This is a genomic window from Rhizobium sp. NFR07 (genome assembly GCF_900111905.1).
Classification (GTDB): domain Bacteria; phylum Pseudomonadota; class Alphaproteobacteria; order Rhizobiales; family Rhizobiaceae; genus Neorhizobium.
The window spans coordinates 17,109-33,457 of the sequence record NZ_FOKM01000027.1 but is presented as its reverse complement, the minus strand read 5'-3'; the positions used below and the strand labels follow the sequence as shown (position 1 = coordinate 33,457).

13 protein-coding genes are annotated in these 16,349 nt (G+C 63.6%); 1 reads left to right on the top strand and 12 read right to left on the bottom strand.

The window, feature by feature from the left end; all coding sequences use genetic code 11:
* Window positions 1-45: 45 nt before the first annotated feature.
* Window positions 46-2,994 (bottom strand): bifunctional [glutamine synthetase] adenylyltransferase/[glutamine synthetase]-adenylyl-L-tyrosine phosphorylase, encoded by a 2,949-nt coding sequence (locus BM216_RS32310; protein WP_093004351.1) that lies wholly within the window; start codon window positions 2,992-2,994, stop codon window positions 46-48.
* A 233-nt stretch (window positions 2,995-3,227) separates the two neighbouring features.
* On the opposite strand from BM216_RS32310, the gene BM216_RS32305 reads away from it, so the two are divergent.
* On the top strand, window positions 3,228-4,622 hold the full coding sequence (locus BM216_RS32305) for a GntT/GntP/DsdX family permease (protein WP_093004349.1): 1,395 nt from the start codon (window positions 3,228-3,230) through the stop codon (window positions 4,620-4,622).
* Window positions 4,623-4,626: 4 nt separating this feature from the next.
* On the opposite strand, the gene BM216_RS32300 is transcribed toward BM216_RS32305, so the two are convergent.
* The 11 genes from BM216_RS32300 to BM216_RS32250 form a co-directional block, all read right to left on the bottom strand.
* A complete protein-coding gene (locus tag BM216_RS32300) occupies window positions 4,627-6,051 on the bottom strand; it encodes a sensor histidine kinase (protein ID WP_177231021.1) in 1,425 nt (474 codons plus the stop codon).
* Window positions 6,052-6,058: 7 nt separating this feature from the next.
* Complete coding sequence (locus BM216_RS32295; RefSeq protein ID WP_177231023.1) at window positions 6,059-6,736, bottom strand: response regulator transcription factor; 678 nt, start codon at window positions 6,734-6,736, stop codon at window positions 6,059-6,061.
* 252 nt (window positions 6,737-6,988) lie between these two features.
* Window positions 6,989-8,560 carry a Do family serine endopeptidase gene (locus tag BM216_RS32290; protein ID WP_093004347.1) on the bottom strand — a complete coding sequence of 524 codons (1,572 nt, stop codon included), beginning with the start codon at window positions 8,558-8,560 and terminating at the stop codon, window positions 6,989-6,991.
* 155 nt (window positions 8,561-8,715) lie between these two features.
* A complete protein-coding gene (locus BM216_RS32285) occupies window positions 8,716-9,195 on the bottom strand; it encodes a cytochrome c-type biogenesis protein (protein ID WP_244530457.1) in 480 nt (159 codons plus the stop codon).
* A gap of 146 nt (window positions 9,196-9,341) precedes the next feature.
* Window positions 9,342-11,339, bottom strand: a complete 1,998-nt coding sequence (locus BM216_RS32280; protein WP_093004343.1) for a heme lyase CcmF/NrfE family subunit — start codon at window positions 11,337-11,339, stop codon at window positions 9,342-9,344.
* Complete coding sequence (gene ccmE / locus BM216_RS32275; protein ID WP_093004341.1) at window positions 11,336-11,869, bottom strand: cytochrome c maturation protein CcmE; 534 nt, start codon at window positions 11,867-11,869, stop codon at window positions 11,336-11,338. Before ccmE ends, BM216_RS32280 begins: the two co-directional genes overlap by 4 nt.
* A complete protein-coding gene (gene ccmI / locus BM216_RS32270) occupies window positions 11,866-13,104 on the bottom strand; it encodes a c-type cytochrome biogenesis protein CcmI (RefSeq protein WP_093004339.1) in 1,239 nt (412 codons plus the stop codon). The genes ccmE and ccmI overlap by 4 nt, the downstream gene beginning before the upstream one ends.
* 158 nt (window positions 13,105-13,262) lie before the next feature.
* Window positions 13,263-13,694, bottom strand: coding sequence for a hypothetical protein (locus BM216_RS32265; protein ID WP_093004337.1), 432 nt, complete (start codon window positions 13,692-13,694; stop codon window positions 13,263-13,265).
* Window positions 13,695-13,918: 224 nt separating this feature from the next.
* Window positions 13,919-15,325 (bottom strand): ATP-binding protein, encoded by a 1,407-nt coding sequence (locus BM216_RS32260; RefSeq protein WP_093004335.1) that lies wholly within the window; start codon window positions 15,323-15,325, stop codon window positions 13,919-13,921.
* 21 nt (window positions 15,326-15,346) lie between these two features.
* Window positions 15,347-16,018, bottom strand: a complete 672-nt coding sequence (locus BM216_RS32255) for a response regulator transcription factor (RefSeq protein WP_093004333.1) — start codon at window positions 16,016-16,018, stop codon at window positions 15,347-15,349.
* A gap of 59 nt (window positions 16,019-16,077) precedes the next feature.
* Window positions 16,078-16,341: a hypothetical protein gene (locus BM216_RS32250; protein ID WP_093004331.1), complete on the bottom strand. Its 264-nt coding sequence runs from the start codon at window positions 16,339-16,341 to the stop codon at window positions 16,078-16,080.
* Window positions 16,342-16,349 lie beyond the last annotated feature (8 nt).

Genomic DNA, 16,349 nt, shown 5'->3' with positions numbered 1-16,349 from the left:
AGCTGAGTGTAGGCTAGTCACGCTGATAAGCTCCTCAGCCGCTGATTATAGTTTCACAACCCGTCCGAACACTTCACGAACCTCTTCTGACAGCCGCCTCACTTCCCCCTCCAGCGTGCCGAGATCCGGGCAGTCGCCTGCCCGGCAGATGCGCTCGACCAGTCCTGCCGGCGCATCCTCGGCATCGAAGGCTCCTTCGACGCAGAGCCGGATGATCTGGGAGAGTTCAGTGAAGAGGCGCAGTGCCTCAAGGCAGGTGTCGAGATCGGCAGGCGGCAGCAGGTCCGTGCCCATTGCCTTCAGCGCCTCCTCGGTCGAAAACCCATAGGTTTCAGCGGCGATACCTTTCGCCGGCGCCACGAGCCGCAAATACTGAGCAATGAACTCGATATCCACCAACCCGCCGGGAATGAGCTTCAGGTCCCAGCTGTCGCGCGGCGGCTTTTCCGTCTCGATCAGCGCCCGCATCTCGGTGACTTCCTTGCCAATCTTCCCGACGTCGCGTTTAGCCGACAGAATTTCCGCAATGATCTCCCTCGCCTCGCCGACAAGGCTCTCATCTCCGCAGACGAGCCGTGCCCTCGTCAGCGCCATGTGCTCCCAGGTCCACGCTTCTTCCCGCTGGTACTTGCCGAAGGCATTGATGCGGGTTGCGACCGGCCCCTTGTTGCCGGAGGGGCGCAGGCGAAGGTCCACCTCGAAGATCACGCCCTCCGCCATGGGAGCTGAGAGCGCGGCGATCAGCCGTTGCGTGACGCGGGTGAAATAGCGCTGCGCATCGAGCGGTTTCGGCCCGTCGCTTTCCAGTGCCTCGCTGTCATAGTCGTAGAGAAGGATGAGATCGACATCCGAGCCCGCCGTCAGCTCGAAGGAACCGAGCTTGCCCATGCCCATCACCGCGACACGCCCGCCGGAATATTGCCCATGCGCAGCCTCGATCTCGGCGAGCACCGCTTTCAGCGCCGCATCGATCAGCAGGTCGGCGAGATCGGTGAAGGCACGGCCGGCATCGTCGCCGGAGATCGCCCCGGTCAGAAGGCGAATGCCGATGAGGAAACGCTGCTCGGCGGCGAAGATTCGCAGCCGGTCGAGGCGGTCCTCGTAATGGCGCGATCCGGACAGAAACGTATCCAGCCGCCTTGCCAGATAGTCCCGTGTCGGAATTTCCGCCATCAGGCCAGGGTCCAGCATACCGTCAAAAACATGCGGCTTGGAAGCGACGATATCGGCGAGCCGCGGCGCGGACGCCATGATCGTGACGATGAGGGAGAGAAGCGGCGGGTTGTTGCCGATGAGCGAGAAAAGCTGGATGCCGGCCGGCAGCGCCTTGAGGAAACTGTCGAAACGCAGGAGCGCCTCGTCCGCCCGCCGGCTCTCACCGAACGCCTTCAGCAGCGCCGGCATCATCTCCGTCAGCCGCTCGCGCGCCTCGACCGAATGCGTCGCCCGGTAGCGGCCGGAATGCCAGGTGCGGATCATCCGCGACATGTCGGCCGGGCGTTCGAAGCCGAATTCGGCCAATGTCTTCAATGTGTCGGGATCGTCCTTCTGGCCGGTGAAGACGAGATTGCCTTCTCCGCCCGACAACCGCTCTTCCTGCTCGAAAAGCCGCGAGTAACGCCGCTCAACCGTCTTCAGCACGGCCTCAAGCCGGGAGGAGAAAGCGGCGACATCGGCATAGCCCAGCATAAAGGCGATACGCTTCAACTCAGCGTCACTGTCCGGCAGTTTATGCGTCTGTTCGTCATGCACCATCTGGATGCGGTGCTCGACATCGCGCAGGAACCAGTAGCCCTCGGTCAACGCGGTCGCTATTTCGGGCTTGATCCACTTGGCATCGGCCAGCGCCTGCAGTGCCACTTCCGTCTCGCGGGTCCGGAGTGGCGGCATCCGGCCACCAGCGATCAGTTGCTGGGTCTGGGCGAAGAACTCGATCTCGCGGATGCCACCGCGGCCGAGCTTCACGTCATGACCCTTCACCGCGATCGCACCATGCCCCTTGTGAACATGGATCTGCCGCTTGATCGAATGAATGTCGGCGATCGCCGCATAGTCTAGATATTTGCGGAAAACGAAGGGCGTCAGAAGCTTGAGGAAATTCTCCCCGGCCGGGATATCGCCTGCCACCGGCCGCGCCTTGATATAGGCGGCGCGTTCCCAGTTCTGCCCCCTGCCCTCGTAATAGATCAGCGCCGCGTCGAGGGAGACGGCAAGCGGCGTCGAGCCCGGATCGGGCCGCAGCCTGAGGTCTGTGCGGAAGACATAACCGTCGGCCGTGCGATCCTGCAGGATGCGGATCAGGCGGCGCATCATCCGGCCATACGTCTCAGACGCATCCAGCGGATCGTCGAGAACACCCGATTCCGGATCGTAGAAGACGACGATGTCGATATCGGAGGAATAGTTCAGCTCGCGGCCGCCGAGCTTACCCATGCCGAGCACGATCAGGCCCGAACCGCGGCTCGGCTCGCTCGGGTCGGCGAGCTTCAGCTTGCCGCTATTGTGGGCGGACAGCAGAAGATGATCAATCGCCGCGGCAACGGAGGCCTCGGCGAAGTCACTCAGCCAGCGCGTCGTCTCCTTGGCGGTGAAGATGCGGGCAAGGTCTGCCAAGGCAACGATGAAGCTCAGGGCGCGCTTTGCTATTCGCAGCGCCGTCATCACCTCGTTTTCGGACGGGACCGCATCACCAACCGGCTGCCAGGCATTGCGGGCGGTCTCGGTCAGCGCCGAAAGGGTCGGCTCGATCGGCCGGGTTATCGCGTCGGCCAAGAACTTCGGGAAGACGACGGCGGTATCGCGCAGATAGGGCGACAGCGAAAATGCCGCGACGAGAAAGGCCTTGAGCGCTCCGTCCCGCTTCAGGGCTTCGGCGACGGCGGGCTCAGACTTGGCAATGTCCTTGAGGACGCCGAGCGCCGCCTTGGCTTCCGTCTGGTTCAGCGGCCGGATCACATCCGCCGCCACGGCATCGAGCCGCCTTGCCTTTTCCATCCGTTTTCTCCCTTACACAGCTTCTAGTTTGCGAAGCGCGGGAAGACAAACGAGAATGCGGGAAACCACAACCCACGAACGATTGCGGAGGGTCAGTCGAGCGAATCTAATCGGGGTCCTATCCTTTTTGGAGCCATTCGCGCTCCAGCCCCGCGCGGGCCGCGTCCAGCAATTGCGGTGAATGGAGTCACCAGGCTGCCTGCGCTCCCGCGTCCTGTCACTCGGGAGAGAAAATGAGTTCGTCCGATATCGCCCTTCTCGCGACCGCCGTCGGCGGCGTGGTCTTCCTCGTCGTCTTGATTGTTTCGCGCATCAGGCTGCACCCGCTTCTGGCGCTGATCATCACCTCGATCGCCGTCGGCCTCGTTGCCGGCATGCCGGGCGACAAGCTGATCAAGTCGATCGAAACGGGTGCCGGGCATACGCTCGGCGCGGTCGGCCTCGTGGTCGCACTCGGCGCCATGCTCGGCAGGATTCTGGCCGCAGGCGGCGTGACTGACAGCATTTCCAATCTTATCATCTCAAGGACCTCGACCCGCCTCCTGCCCTGGGCGATGGCCGGCGCGGCCTTCATCATCGGCATCCCGATGTTCTTCGAAGTCGGCCTTGTCGTGCTCCTGCCGCTGATCTTCAGTGTCGCGCGCAAGCTCGACGCGACCAAGAGCATCAAGGGCTCGGCCTATGTCTATGTCGGCGTGCCAGTCATCGCGGCACTCGCCTCGATGCATGGTATGGTCCCGCCGCATCCCGGCCCATTGACGGCAATCGCCTCGCTCAATGCCAATATCGGCGCGACGATGCTCTACGGCTTCATCGCCGCCATCCCGGCGATCATCATTGGCGGCCCCATCTACGGCGCGATCATCACGCCGCGCCTGACGGTCAAGCCGGACCAGAGCCTCATCGACCAGTTTTCGGAAGACACCGAAAACGGCCTGTCCACGGATCAGGCACCGCCCGGCCTTGGCCTCAGTTTGCTGACCGCGCTTCTGCCCGCACTTCTCATGCTCTTCCACGCGATCGCCGAACTGCTCCTGCCGGAAGGCTCGGCAATCCTGTCGACCACCGACTTCCTCGGCGATCCGGGCATCGCCATGCTGATCGGCGTGCTGTTTGCCGCCTGCACCCTAATCTATGCGCGCGGCGGCAGCAGCGAGCATCTCCGCTCGTCCCTCTCCGCCAGCGTCAAGCCGATCGCCAATGTGCTCCTGATCATCGCCGGCGGCGGTGCTTTCCAGCACGTGCTCGGCGATGCCAAGGTCGGCGAGGCGATCATGCACCTGAGCCAGCAGTTCTCGCTCTCGCCACTGCTGCTCGGCTGGATCATCTCGATGCTGCTCTCAGTCTCCACCGGCTCGGCAACCGTCGGCATTGTCGGCGCATCGGGACTGCTCGCACCGCTCGTCGCCGCCGACCCGTCGCTCAACGCCTCGCTTCTGGCGCTGTCGGTCGGCTGCGGATCGCTGTTCTTCAACTATGCCAACCACGCCGGCTTCTGGCTGGTGAAGGAATCCTTCGGCATGAGCATGGGCGAAGCGACGGCTACGATCTCTATCATCCAGTCGATCGTCTCTGCCGTCGGATTAGTCATGGTGCTGCTGATGAACCTGGCGCCGCCGCTGGTGTGAGGCGTTACGCCTTCACCACCGGGAACACCATCGTCACCGTCAGGCCCGGCGTCTCGCTGTTGGCCTCGTCGGTGGCGGACAGTTCCAGCCTGCCGCCATGCAACTCCATCACCGCCTCGACAAGCGAGAGCCCCAACCCGGTGCCTGGCTTAGACCGGCTGGCATCGAGACGGAAGAAGCGCTTGGTCACCTCGCCGCGCTTGTCAGCGGGAACGCCCGGACCATTGTCCGAGACCGCGAGCCTCACCTCGCCGGCGGCCGAGAAGAGCTTGACCTTGATGACAGGCCTATCGCTCCCCTCGCCGGCATATTTGATCGCATTGTCCAAGAGATTGAATATTGCCTGGCCGATGAGTTCGCGGTTGCCGTTGACGGCAATGCCGGGCTCGATCTCGGTCACCAGCGAAATCCCGGCCTCCTCGGCCACCGGCTCATAAAGTTCGGCGCTATCGGCGGAGACCGCTGACAAATCTACGCTCGACATTTCGGCAGCGATCGATCCCGCCTCGACACGGGAGATCATCAGCAACGCGTTGAAGGTACGGATCAGCTGGTCGGATTCACCGATGATCCCCTCTAGCGCTGCCTTGCGCACCTCTTCCCTGTCTTCGCCGAGCGCATCGGCGGCCTTGTTGCGCAGCCGCGTCAGCGGCGTCTTCAGGTCATGGGCGATGTTGTCGGAAACCTGCCGCAGGCCCTCGTTCAGCTTTTCGATGCGGCCGAGCATCGCATTGAGCGAACTGGACAAACGATCGAATTCGTCACCGGATCGGCCAACCGGGAGGCGCTGCGAGAGATCGCCGGCCATGATCTTCTGGCTTGCCGCAGACATGCGGTCGATGCGTTTGAGCGCGTTGCGGCCGATGCCGAACCAGATGATGAGCGCGCCGAGACCCATGATCGCCAGCGCCACCATCAGTGCCTGGCGGACGATGTAGCGGAAGCGGCTCGGATCGCCGAGATCGCGGCCGACCATCACACGCAGGCCGTTTTCGAACTGGAGCACGTTGGCGATGGCGAGGTGCTTGCGCGGGCCGCCGACCTCGGCATAGGGTTCGTAGACGAAGGGCATGTCCGTCCAACCCTGCCGATCGAGCACGCCCGGCTGGACGGAGGCGACGTTACCTGCCAGCAGCTCGCCATTGGGTCCGGCGATGACATAGAGGTTCGCACCCGGCTGGCGGGCACGGCGCTCCATGATGCGCAGCAGAAGATTGACGCCGCCACGATTATAGGCGCGCTGGATATCCTCCACTTCCTCCTGGATCGTCTGGCGCGTCTGCTGCACCAGCGTCTTTTCGGAGAGCGCGGTGACGTAGAAGACCAGGAAGGCGGCGCAGATGGCAAAGAGAAGAATATAGAGCGCCGACAGCCTCACGGCCGTGGAACGGAACATGAGGCGGGACCGCTGGATAATGCGGGAGGGCATTCGGAGCTTATCCCTCGTCCTTGATCATGTAGCCGGCGCCGCGAATGGTCTTCAGCAGCGGCTTGTCGAAGTCCTTCTCGATCTTGGACCGCAGGCGCGACACATGCACATCGATGACGTTGGTCTGCGGGTCGAAGTGATAGTCCCAGACGTTTTCGAGCAGCATGGTGCGGGTCACCACCTGACCGGCATTCTTCATCAGATATTCGAGCAGGCGGAATTCGCGCGGCTGCAGCAGCACGTCCTTGCCGGCGCGCTTCACCTCGTGGGACAGCCGGTCGAGCTCGAGATCGCCGACACGGTAGACCATGTCCTGCTCGGGCGTGCCCTTGCGGCGGCCGAGCACTTCGACGCGGGCGAGAAGCTCGGAAAAGGCATAGGGCTTCGGCAGGTAATCGTCGCCGCCGGCGCGCAGGCCCGCCACCCGGTCGTCCACCTGACCGAGCGCCGACAGGATCAGCACCGGCGTGTTGACGCCGCGCTTGCGCAGCTCGCTGATGACGGAAATCCCGTCGCGGCGCGGCAGCATGCGGTCGATGACCATCACGTCGTAGGAATTCTCGCTCGCCATGAACAGGCCGCTTTCGCCGTCGCTCGCATGGTCGACGATGATGCCGACCTCGCGAAAGGCCTTGGTCATGTAGGCTGCCGCCTCGAGATCGTCTTCGATAACCAGAATCTTCATGTGCGGGACAATAGCGTCGCCGGAGACTTTTGCACCATCGGAATCGCTTGAGGCGGTGGATTGTGGGGACATGGCTTGGGCCGGGGCTTGGGTCGAGGCTTGTATCAGGGTCTGCATCGGAAAACTCCATCTACGCGAAGGGGCGCCGACGTTGCCGGCGGCGCCCCTCTTCGGTGTGGATCTCGGCGGTCGGGCCTGGAGGTGCCACCCCCGCCAAGATCACTCGGATGGTTGGGGATCAACCGCTCGGGATCAGCCCTGTTCGATCGGCAGGGCGACGAAGCGGCTGGAACCGTTGGCCTCGACCTGGAAGAGCGCGCGGGTGCGGCCGTCCTTTTTGGCCTGGTCCAGAACCTTGCCGACATCAGCAGCGGATTCGACCTTCTTGTTGTTGACCGAGAGGATCTTTTCACCGTTCTTCAAGCCGCGGGCGGCGGCTTCAGAGTCCGGATCGACATCGGTCACAGCAAGGCCTGAACCGTCCTCGGCGGGAGCAACCGTGATGCCGAGGCTTGCGAGAGCCTGTTCGCTGGCCGGAGCCGGATCGTCCGGCTGTTCGGTATCGGCGGAGGCAGCTTCATCACTTGCCATGTTGCCGAGCATGACTGGCAGGGTCTGTTCCTTGCCGTCGCGCCACAGGTCGACATCGACCTTGGTGTTGGGGCCGAAGGCGGCAACGCGGCGGGCCAGATCACGGGCGTCCTTGATCGGCTGGCCATTGACGGAGCGGATGATGTCGCCCTGCTTGATGCCGGCCTTCTGGCCAGGCGAACCTTCCTGAGGAGCTACGACGAGTGCGCCGGACGCATCCTTCAGGCCGAGCGAGTCGGCAATGTCCTGGGTGACCGGCTGGATCTGCACGCCAAGCCAACCGCGCTCGACCTTGCCGTCCTTCATCAGGTCGGCAATGACGTCCTTGGCGGTGGAGGCAGGGATCGCGAAGGCGATGCCCACGTTGCCGCCCGACGGCGAGAAGATCGCAGTGTTGATGCCGACGACCTTGCCTTCGAGGTTGAAGGTCGGGCCACCCGAGTTGCCGCGGTTCACCGCAGCGTCGACCTGGATGTAGTCGTCATAGGGGCCGGAGCCGATGTCGCGGCCGCGGGCCGAAACGATACCGGCAGTCACCGTGCCGCCGAGGCCGAACGGGTTGCCGACGGCGACGACCCAGTCACCGACGCGAACCTTCGCATCATCGGCAAAGTCGACATAAGTGAACTTGCGGCTCGTGGCATCGACCTTCAGAACGGCGAGGTCGGTACGGCTATCCTTGCCGACCAGCTTGGCGTCAAGCTCGGTCCCGTCATTCAGGACGACGGTGAAGGCCTGGCCGTCGGACACGACGTGGTTGTTGGTCACGACGTAACCGTCTTCGGAAATGAAGAAGCCGGAGCCCTGCGCGGTCGGGCGCAGATGGTGCGGACGAGGACCGCCGCGATCGGCGCGATCCTGGTTGCGGCCCCCGGGTCCGCCATTGGGGCCGCCCGGCATCTGGCCGCCGAACTCCTTGAAGAAGCGCTTCAGCGGATGATCGTCCGGCAGCTCATCAAAACCGCGACCGCCGAAGTTGAAGGAGAAATTGCTGCCGCTGTCATCGGAAACCGGCTGGGCGTCGGACTGGACGCGCACGGAGACGACGGCGGGGGAAACGGCGGATACGACATCCGCGAAGCTCGGTGCCTGCGGCGCGGTTACGGCAACCGGCGCGGCGAAGGACGACGTGATCTGGGCCGGAATACCGGTCGAAAGCATGACGGCCGCGAGGCCGGCAACGGTCGAAGTCTTCAGCACTGTCTTGAGGGAGGGACGTCCAATTGTGCTCATAGGGAAAGCTACCTTCTTCTCTTCGTCACTCAATCTGGCCGGATCGTCCGGCGTCGTTTGATGACCAAGATATAGGAGCCGTCACCTTAACTGCAGGTGGCTAGAGCATGAAATGTTCGTAATATTTGGAAATGTTCGGCGGCGCGACGAGCCGTTCAGCGCTTCAGCAACTCGTCGATCCGGGCCTTTTCCTCGGCGCTCAGTGCCTCGGCGGGACGGCGGCTCGGGCGGCTCAGGACGAAAACGAAAACGGCAAAAATGCCGACGACGATCAGCCCGATCGGCATGGCCCACAGGATGACCGTCTTTATGCTCAGCCGCGGATTGAGCAGCACGAACTCCCCGTAGCGCGAGACGACATAGTCCCTCACCTCAGCGTCCGTATCCCCATTCGTCAGGCGCTCGCGCACCAGCACGCGCAGGTCCTTGGCAAGCTCGGCATTCGAATCGTCGATCGACTGGTTCTGACAGACCATGCAGCGCAGCTGCGCGGAAATCTGCCGCGCCCGATGCTCGAGCGCAGCGTCTTTCAGCACTTCGTCGGGATTGACGGCGAAGGCGTTGATGGGGGTGAGCAGGAGGAACACCGCTAGAAGGAATTTGGAGACAAGGCGCCGAACCTCTCGTCCCCTCATTCCTGTGCTTGTCACAGGAATCCAGCCACGGGGCGTCTGCGCCGTGAAAGAACTCACTGTGCCGAAGGAGCTTTCTGCGCCCAAGGACTTGGGCGCGCTGGATTCCTTTGACAAGCACAGGAATGAGGGAAAGAGGTGCGCGACCTTCATTCCGCCGGCTCCATTACAGGCTTGCTCGCCTTGACCAGCTTCGCCTTGCGGCTCGGTGCCCCGACCCGCAGCCTGCGATCCGACAGTGACACGAACCCGCCGATCATCATGATCAGAGCACCGCCCCAGATGCAGACGATCAGCGGCTTCCACCAGATGCGCACGACGATGCCGCCGCCATCCATCGGGTCGCCGAGGGATACATAGAGCTGGCTGAGACCGAAGGTCAGGATGCCCGCCTCCGTCGTCGGCATGCGCCGCGCCGTATAGAGCCGCTTCGACGACCAGACGTCGTCGACCGTCGCACCGCCCCTGCGGACAGTGAAGTGACCGCGATCCTCGGTATAGTTCGGGCCGATCGCCTCGCGGAAGCCGTCGAAAGTCAGCGAATAGCCGCCGGCCTCCGCGGTCTGGCCCTGCTTCATCTCGACCACCGTCTCGGTGCTGAACGCAGACGCGGCAACAATGCCGATCACCGTCACCCCGAGGCCGAAATGGGCGATCGCCGTGCCCCAGGCGGAACGCGGCAATCCCTTCAGGCGCGAGATCGAGGTCTTCACCGGCACCTTGCCGAAATTGCCGCGATACCAGAGATCTGCGACTGCGCCGAGCATGCCCCAGCAGCCGAGCGCCAGGCCGAAGACGGCCATGACCGGACCGCCATTGCGCATGTACCAGAGCGCCAGACCGGCAAGCAGCGCCAGGCCCGCAAACGCCCAGAGCCGCTGCAGCGCGCCATAAAGGTCGCCACGCTTCCAGGCCAACATCGGGCCGAGCGGCACGGCGATCAGCAGCGGCAGCATCAGCAGGCCGAAGGTCATGTTGAAGAACGGTGCACCGACAGAGATCTTTTCACCGGTCAGCGTTTCAAGCACCAGCGGATAGAGCGTGCCGGTCAGAACGGTGGCGGTGCAGACGGTGAGGATCAGGTTGTTGAGCACCAGCGCGCCTTCGCGCGAGATCGGCGCGAAAATGCCGCCCGCCTTCAGGGTCGGCGCGCGCCAGGCAAACAGCGTGAAGGCACCGCCGATGAAGATCGCCAGGATACAAAGGATGAAGATGCCACGCGACGGATCGGTGGCAAAGGCATGGACCGAGGTCAGCACGCCGGAGCGAACTAGGAAGGTGCCGAGCAGCGACAGCGAGAAGGTCATGATCGCCAGAAGCACGGTCCAGATCTTCAGCGCCTCGCGCTTTTCCATCACCAGCGCCGAGTGCAGCAGCGCCGTGCCGGCAAGCCAGGGCATGAAGGAAGCGTTTTCGACCGGATCCCAGAACCACCAGCCGCCCCAGCCGAGTTCGTAATAAGCCCAGTAGGAACCCATGGCGATGCCGGCAGTGAGGAAGGTCCATGCGGCGAGCGTCCAGGGGCGTACCCAGCGCGCCCAGGCCGCATCGATGCGGCCTTCGATCAATGCTGCAACGGCAAAGGAGAAGCAGACCGAGAAGCCGACATAACCGAGATAGAGAAGCGGTGGATGGAGGGCGAGACCGAAATCCTGCAGCACCGGGTTCAGGTCCTCACCCTCGGCCGGAGCCGGAGAAAGGCGCAGGAATGGGTTGGAGGTGAGCAGGATGAACAGCATGAAAGCGAGCGAGATCCACGCCTGCACCGCCAGCACGGTCGCCTTCAGCGTATCGGGCAGATTGCGCCCGAAGAGCGCCACCAGCGCGCTGAACAGCACGAGGATCAGCAGCCAGAGCAGCATGGAGCCTTCGTGATTGCCCCAGACGCCGGAATATTTGTAGAGCAGCGGCATCAGCGAGTGGGAATTCTCCCACACGTTCTTCACCGAGAAGTCGGAGACGACATAGGCCCAGGTCAATGCCATGAAGGACAGGAGCACGAGCGCGAACATGACGATCGACCCCGTCGTCGCCAGCGCCATCATGTTCCCGTCACGCCGTCTGACGCCGATCAGCGGCAGGGTCGAGACGATGATCGCAGTCGCCAGTGCAAGGACCAGCGCGTAATGGCCGAACTCGACGATCATGGCGCGGTACTCCCCACGACCTGCCCCTTTTCATCCGTCTTGGGCGCAGCTTGGGGTGCCTGACCGTTCTTCGCCGGCGCCATGCCCTTGCCCGTTCCGTCTTCCCACACACCGTCCTTCTTCAGGCGGTCGGCAACTTCCTTCGGCATGTAGTTCTCGTCATGCTTGGCAAGCACGCTGTCGGCCACGAAGCCATTAGAGGCCGCGTCGAAAGAGCCTTCCGTCACCACACCCTGCCCCTCGCGGAAAAGATCCGGCAGGATGCCGGTATAGCTCACCGGCACCGTCGCCTTGCCGTCGGTCACTGTGAAGCTCACGGTCGATCCCTGGCCGCGCTTCACCGAGCCCTCTTCCACAAGGCCGCCGAGACGGATGCGGGTTCCGGGCTGCAGGTTGGCGGTCGCGATATCACCCGGCATGAAGAAATAGGCAACCGACTGCGAGAAGGCGAACATCACCAGGAACACGGCGACGATGATGAAGCTCATCCCGCCCGCGATCACCGCCAACCGTTTCTGTTTGCGCGTCATTGCGTGGCTCCTTGGGGCGTCGACGTGGGTGCCAGCGGGGGCGCCGACGAGGGCGTCGCCTCCTGGGCTGCGCCATCGGCCGGCAGCCCCATTTCCTGGGCAAGCGCCAAGAGCTGCCTACCCTCCTGTCCTTCGGCCGGGAAGTGGCCAAGCCCGCTCTTCAGAGCGACCTGCGCCTTATCCTTGTCGCCGAGTACCATGTAGGACCTTACCAGTCTCAGCCAGCCTTCGATATTCCTAGGATCGCTTTCGAGCTTCGCGGCAAGGCTGTCAACCATCCCGCGAATCATGTCCTGCCGATCACCCTGCGACATGCCCTCTGCCGCCGCGACGTCCTCGGAGGTCGGGCCACCCAGCGTCGGAGGTGCGCCAGGCGCCGTTGCCAGCGGGCCGGCGGGCGCTACCGGAGACGGTGCTGCGCCGCCATTCTTGGCGATATGCTCGTTGATCAGCCCCATCCAGGGCGCTTCGGGCGGCGATGCCTTGGCAATTTCCTCGAATACGGCCCTTGCTTCCGCTGCACGGCCGCCCTGTTCGAGGCCGAGGCCGACATAGAAGCGGGCCCGCACGTCGCCGGGCTCTAGCCGCACGGCTTCCTCGAAGGCGGAACGCGCGTCCTCGGTTACGATCCCGTCGCTGGCGGCCACCAGCGTCTCGCCGAGGCCGGAGAGACGGGCAGCGGTCGGGCCGCTCAGGCGGATGGCGTTGCGATAGGCAAGCTCGGCATCGCCCAGCCTTGCAGTGCGGAAATAGATCGGCGCCAGCACATCCCAGCCCGCTCCGTCATTCGGGCTCTGCGCCAGATGCCGCTCGGCCTTGGCCACCAGCAGCGACAGGTCGTTGCCGGGGTTTTCCAGTCGCGCTTCGAGCGGCTGATCGGGCATGTCCGGGCTGCCCAGCATGATGTAAAGACAGAGCCCTATGGCGGGCGGCGCGACCGTGACAGCGCCCATCGCGAATTTCGTCAGGCGGCCGGCACCTGCGCGCGCCTGCGCATCAGGCTTGCCGGCGGCAGCCAGCAGGCGCCGTCCGATCTCTGCCCGCGCATATTCGGCCTCACCATCACTGATCAGGCCATCTGCGCGATCGCGATCAAGTTCCTTCATCTGATCGCGATAGACTTCGACCTCGCCCGCGTGGTCGGAAGCCGGGGCCTCGCTACGCCGGGAAAGCGGATAGAGAAGCGCCGTCGCGACCACAGCGGTCAGGAGCGCGAGGAGTATCCAAAGAACCATGTTCGCCAATTACTGCAACGGCAGTCACATTCCAACAAGCCGGCCGCAGTTGACGTGAATTTGAAGCGTTTGGCCGCGGCCTGCGTCCGCTCTAATGGACCGCGCCCGAAAAAGCGACCATGATTTGCATCAAAATACGCGTGATCACCGCTTGAGCATCACGTCAGCGGCGTCCAGGTGCCGTCCGTATTGCGGCAGGCCACGCCCCGCGCCATCAGTTCCCGTCCACCGACCATGACCGTGTGGCGATACTGACGGCAATTCTGGGCACCGACCTGGTAGGGCGCGCTGGCGATCACTTCGCCGCTGGCATTGTCGCCCTTCCAGCTCATCGCCTGGCCACCTGCGGCGGCTTCAAGGGCGCGGTATTCCGCTTCCAAGGCGCGCGAACGATCGCTGGAGGACAGGTCCGCGCCGCTGCGCGAGATGATCCCACCCTGCAGGGCCGTAATATAGGCGGCCGAGGACGAAGGCTTGGGCGACAGCAGCCCGCGAGAAGCCGTGGACGAGTTGGAGGCCGTCGTGCAGCCGGAGACGACGGCAAGGCAGGAAAGGGTCAACAGCACGGTCGAAAATCTTGAGGATCGCATCGGTTGTGAAACAGTCTCCGGCTGAATTTTTCATGGCGGACAGTCAACCATCGACTGCCGGGGCGGCATCGACAAGCTCGGGAAATCTCCTTCCCCGATCGGCTGCATTCCTGCTGCTGTCTCAGAACCTGTCTGTCCGCCCTGGCTCCCAAAGATATAGCAGGCGATGCAGCCGTCCAGCCGGAATAACAGCAACTCTTTAGCCGTTGCTTATCGGCCACATGTCAGGTGCCGTCTTTCAATACGCCCGGCAGCAGCAGGGTCGCCCTCAAACCGCCGCGCGGGCCACGGTCCAGGCGTACCACGCCCTGATATTCGGAGGTGATCTCGGTGACGATCGAAAGCCCGAGACCGGCGCCCGGCTTGCTCTCGTCGAGCCGCCGGCCGCGCTTCAGCGCCTCGGTAATCTGCTCCGGTTCCAGCCCCGGGCCGTCATCCTCAACGACAAGCAGCACCCAGGCACGGCGGGCGGCATCGCCCTCCGCCCCTTCCGGCGCGGCCGCGGGCGTGGCGGTGACGTTCACGCCCGTCTTGCAGAAACGGGATGCGTTCTCGAGAAGATTCCCGACAGTTTCCTCCAGGTCCTGCTGTTCCATGCCGATGGCCAGCGTCGACGGCGAGACCGACAGGTGAAATTCGCGTTCGGGATTGAGCCTGCGCATCACGCGCACCAGGCGCTCGAGAACAGGCTCCACCTCGCTGCGGGCCAGCAGGGACTCGCGCTGGGCGGCGATGCGCGCACGGTTCAGGTAGGACTGGACCTGGCTCTGCATGGCTTCCGCCTGCGAGCGAACAAGATCGGATTGCACCTTCTCGCCAAGGCGCGCCTCGTTCAGCAGCACCGCAAGCGGCGTCTTCAGCGAATGGGCCAGATTGCCGACCTGCATGCGCGCGCGCTCGACGATGCGGCGGTTGCTTTCGATCAGCGCATTGATGTCGTTGGCCAGCGGCATGATCTCGCGTGGGAACTGGCCTTCCAGCCGTTCCACCTCGCCCCGGCGCACCCGTTCGAGCGACCGGCGCGCGCCCTTGAGCGGCAACAGGCCGAAGAGGATCGCCGCGCCGTTGACCACGAGACTGCCGACACCGAAGATGACGAGCGCGATGTAGAGATTGCGGGAAAAGCTCTGGATGTCGTCCTCGACGACGGCGAGATTGCCCGATACGCGGAAGCGTGCCGCACGGCCCTCGCCGTCCAGAACCACTTCCGTTTCAGCCACCAGAACATGGTTTCCGAAGGCGTCATAGGTCTGGTAGAAGCGCTCGTAGCGATTGTTGAAGGGCACGCTCAGGATCGTCGGTACCTTGATATTGGAGGTGCCGAGCGAGGAGGACGAGATCGGGCTCGCCGCAAACGTGCCGAGCGGCTCGATGATCCAGTACCAGCCGGTCTCGGGCTGCGAGAAGCGCAGGTCGCCGAGCTGCGGGTTGCCGGAAAGCTTGTTGTCCTCCCCGATCGTCATCGAGTTGATGACGTTGTAGAGCTGCGCGCGCAGAAGGTCCGTGAAGGCCCGTTCGGCCGACTGCCGGTAGAGAGCCGAGATGACGATCGCGATCACCACCAATGCCACGGCCGACCACGCCGTCGCCAGCAACAGAACGCGCGCCGTAAGTGATCTTACTCCCCCCATTGCTGCTCCTTGGGGTAAGCGTCAGCGGGCATCGGCCGGCGCTTGCATCCGGTAGCCGAGGCCACGCACCGTCTCGATCAGGTCGACGCCGAGCTTCTTGCGCAGACGCCCGACAAACACTTCGATCGTGTTGGAATCACGGTCGAAATCCTGGTCGTACATATGCTCGACGAGCTCGGTGCGCGACACGACCTCGCCCATGTGATGCATGAGATAGGAAAGAAGGCGAAATTCGTGCGAGGTAAGCTTCAGCGCCACGCCATCGACGGTCGCCTTGGATGCCTTGGTATCCAGCCGCACCGGGCCGCAGACGATTTCAGAGGATGAGTGACCGGCGGCACGGCGGATCAGCGCACGAACGCGCGCCAGAACCTCTTCGACATGGAACGGCTTGGCGACATAGTCATCGGCACCGGCGTCGATGCCGGCAACCTTGTCGCTCCAGCGATCGCGGGCAGTCAGCATCAGCACGGGCATGCCCTTGCCGTTGCTGCGCCATTTCTCGACGACGGTGATTCCGTCCATTTCCGGCAGACCGATATCGAGAACCACGGCGTCATAGGGTTCGGTATCGCCGAGGAAGTGACCTTCCTCGCCGTCGAAAGCGGTGTCGACGACGTATCCGGCTTCCTTCAACGCGTCGGAAAGCTGGCGATTGAGATTGACGTCGTCTTCGACCACGAGAATGCGCATGAACCGTCCCTTATCTGCTGTGCTTGCGAGCGCCCTGGCTTATCACATGGGCCGGCTTATCACATGGGAACACGGACGGTAACCTTGCGCGGCCGCTCGCCATTGCCCTGCACGAGCACGGTAACGATGCAGGTCTGGCCGTCGGAAGAAGGCTGGGCAGAGAGGAGCTGTCCACCCGTCTCGCGCACGACCCGCGAGGCGGCCGTGCCGCAGTCGCCGGCGACCAGAATGAGGTAGTCGCGAGCAACCGCGGGCGATGTCGGCGGCAGCGTCGAGAACGCTGTTCCGGCAGCCAAAATCGCGATGATCGGCAGTCGCGCCATATTCCTGC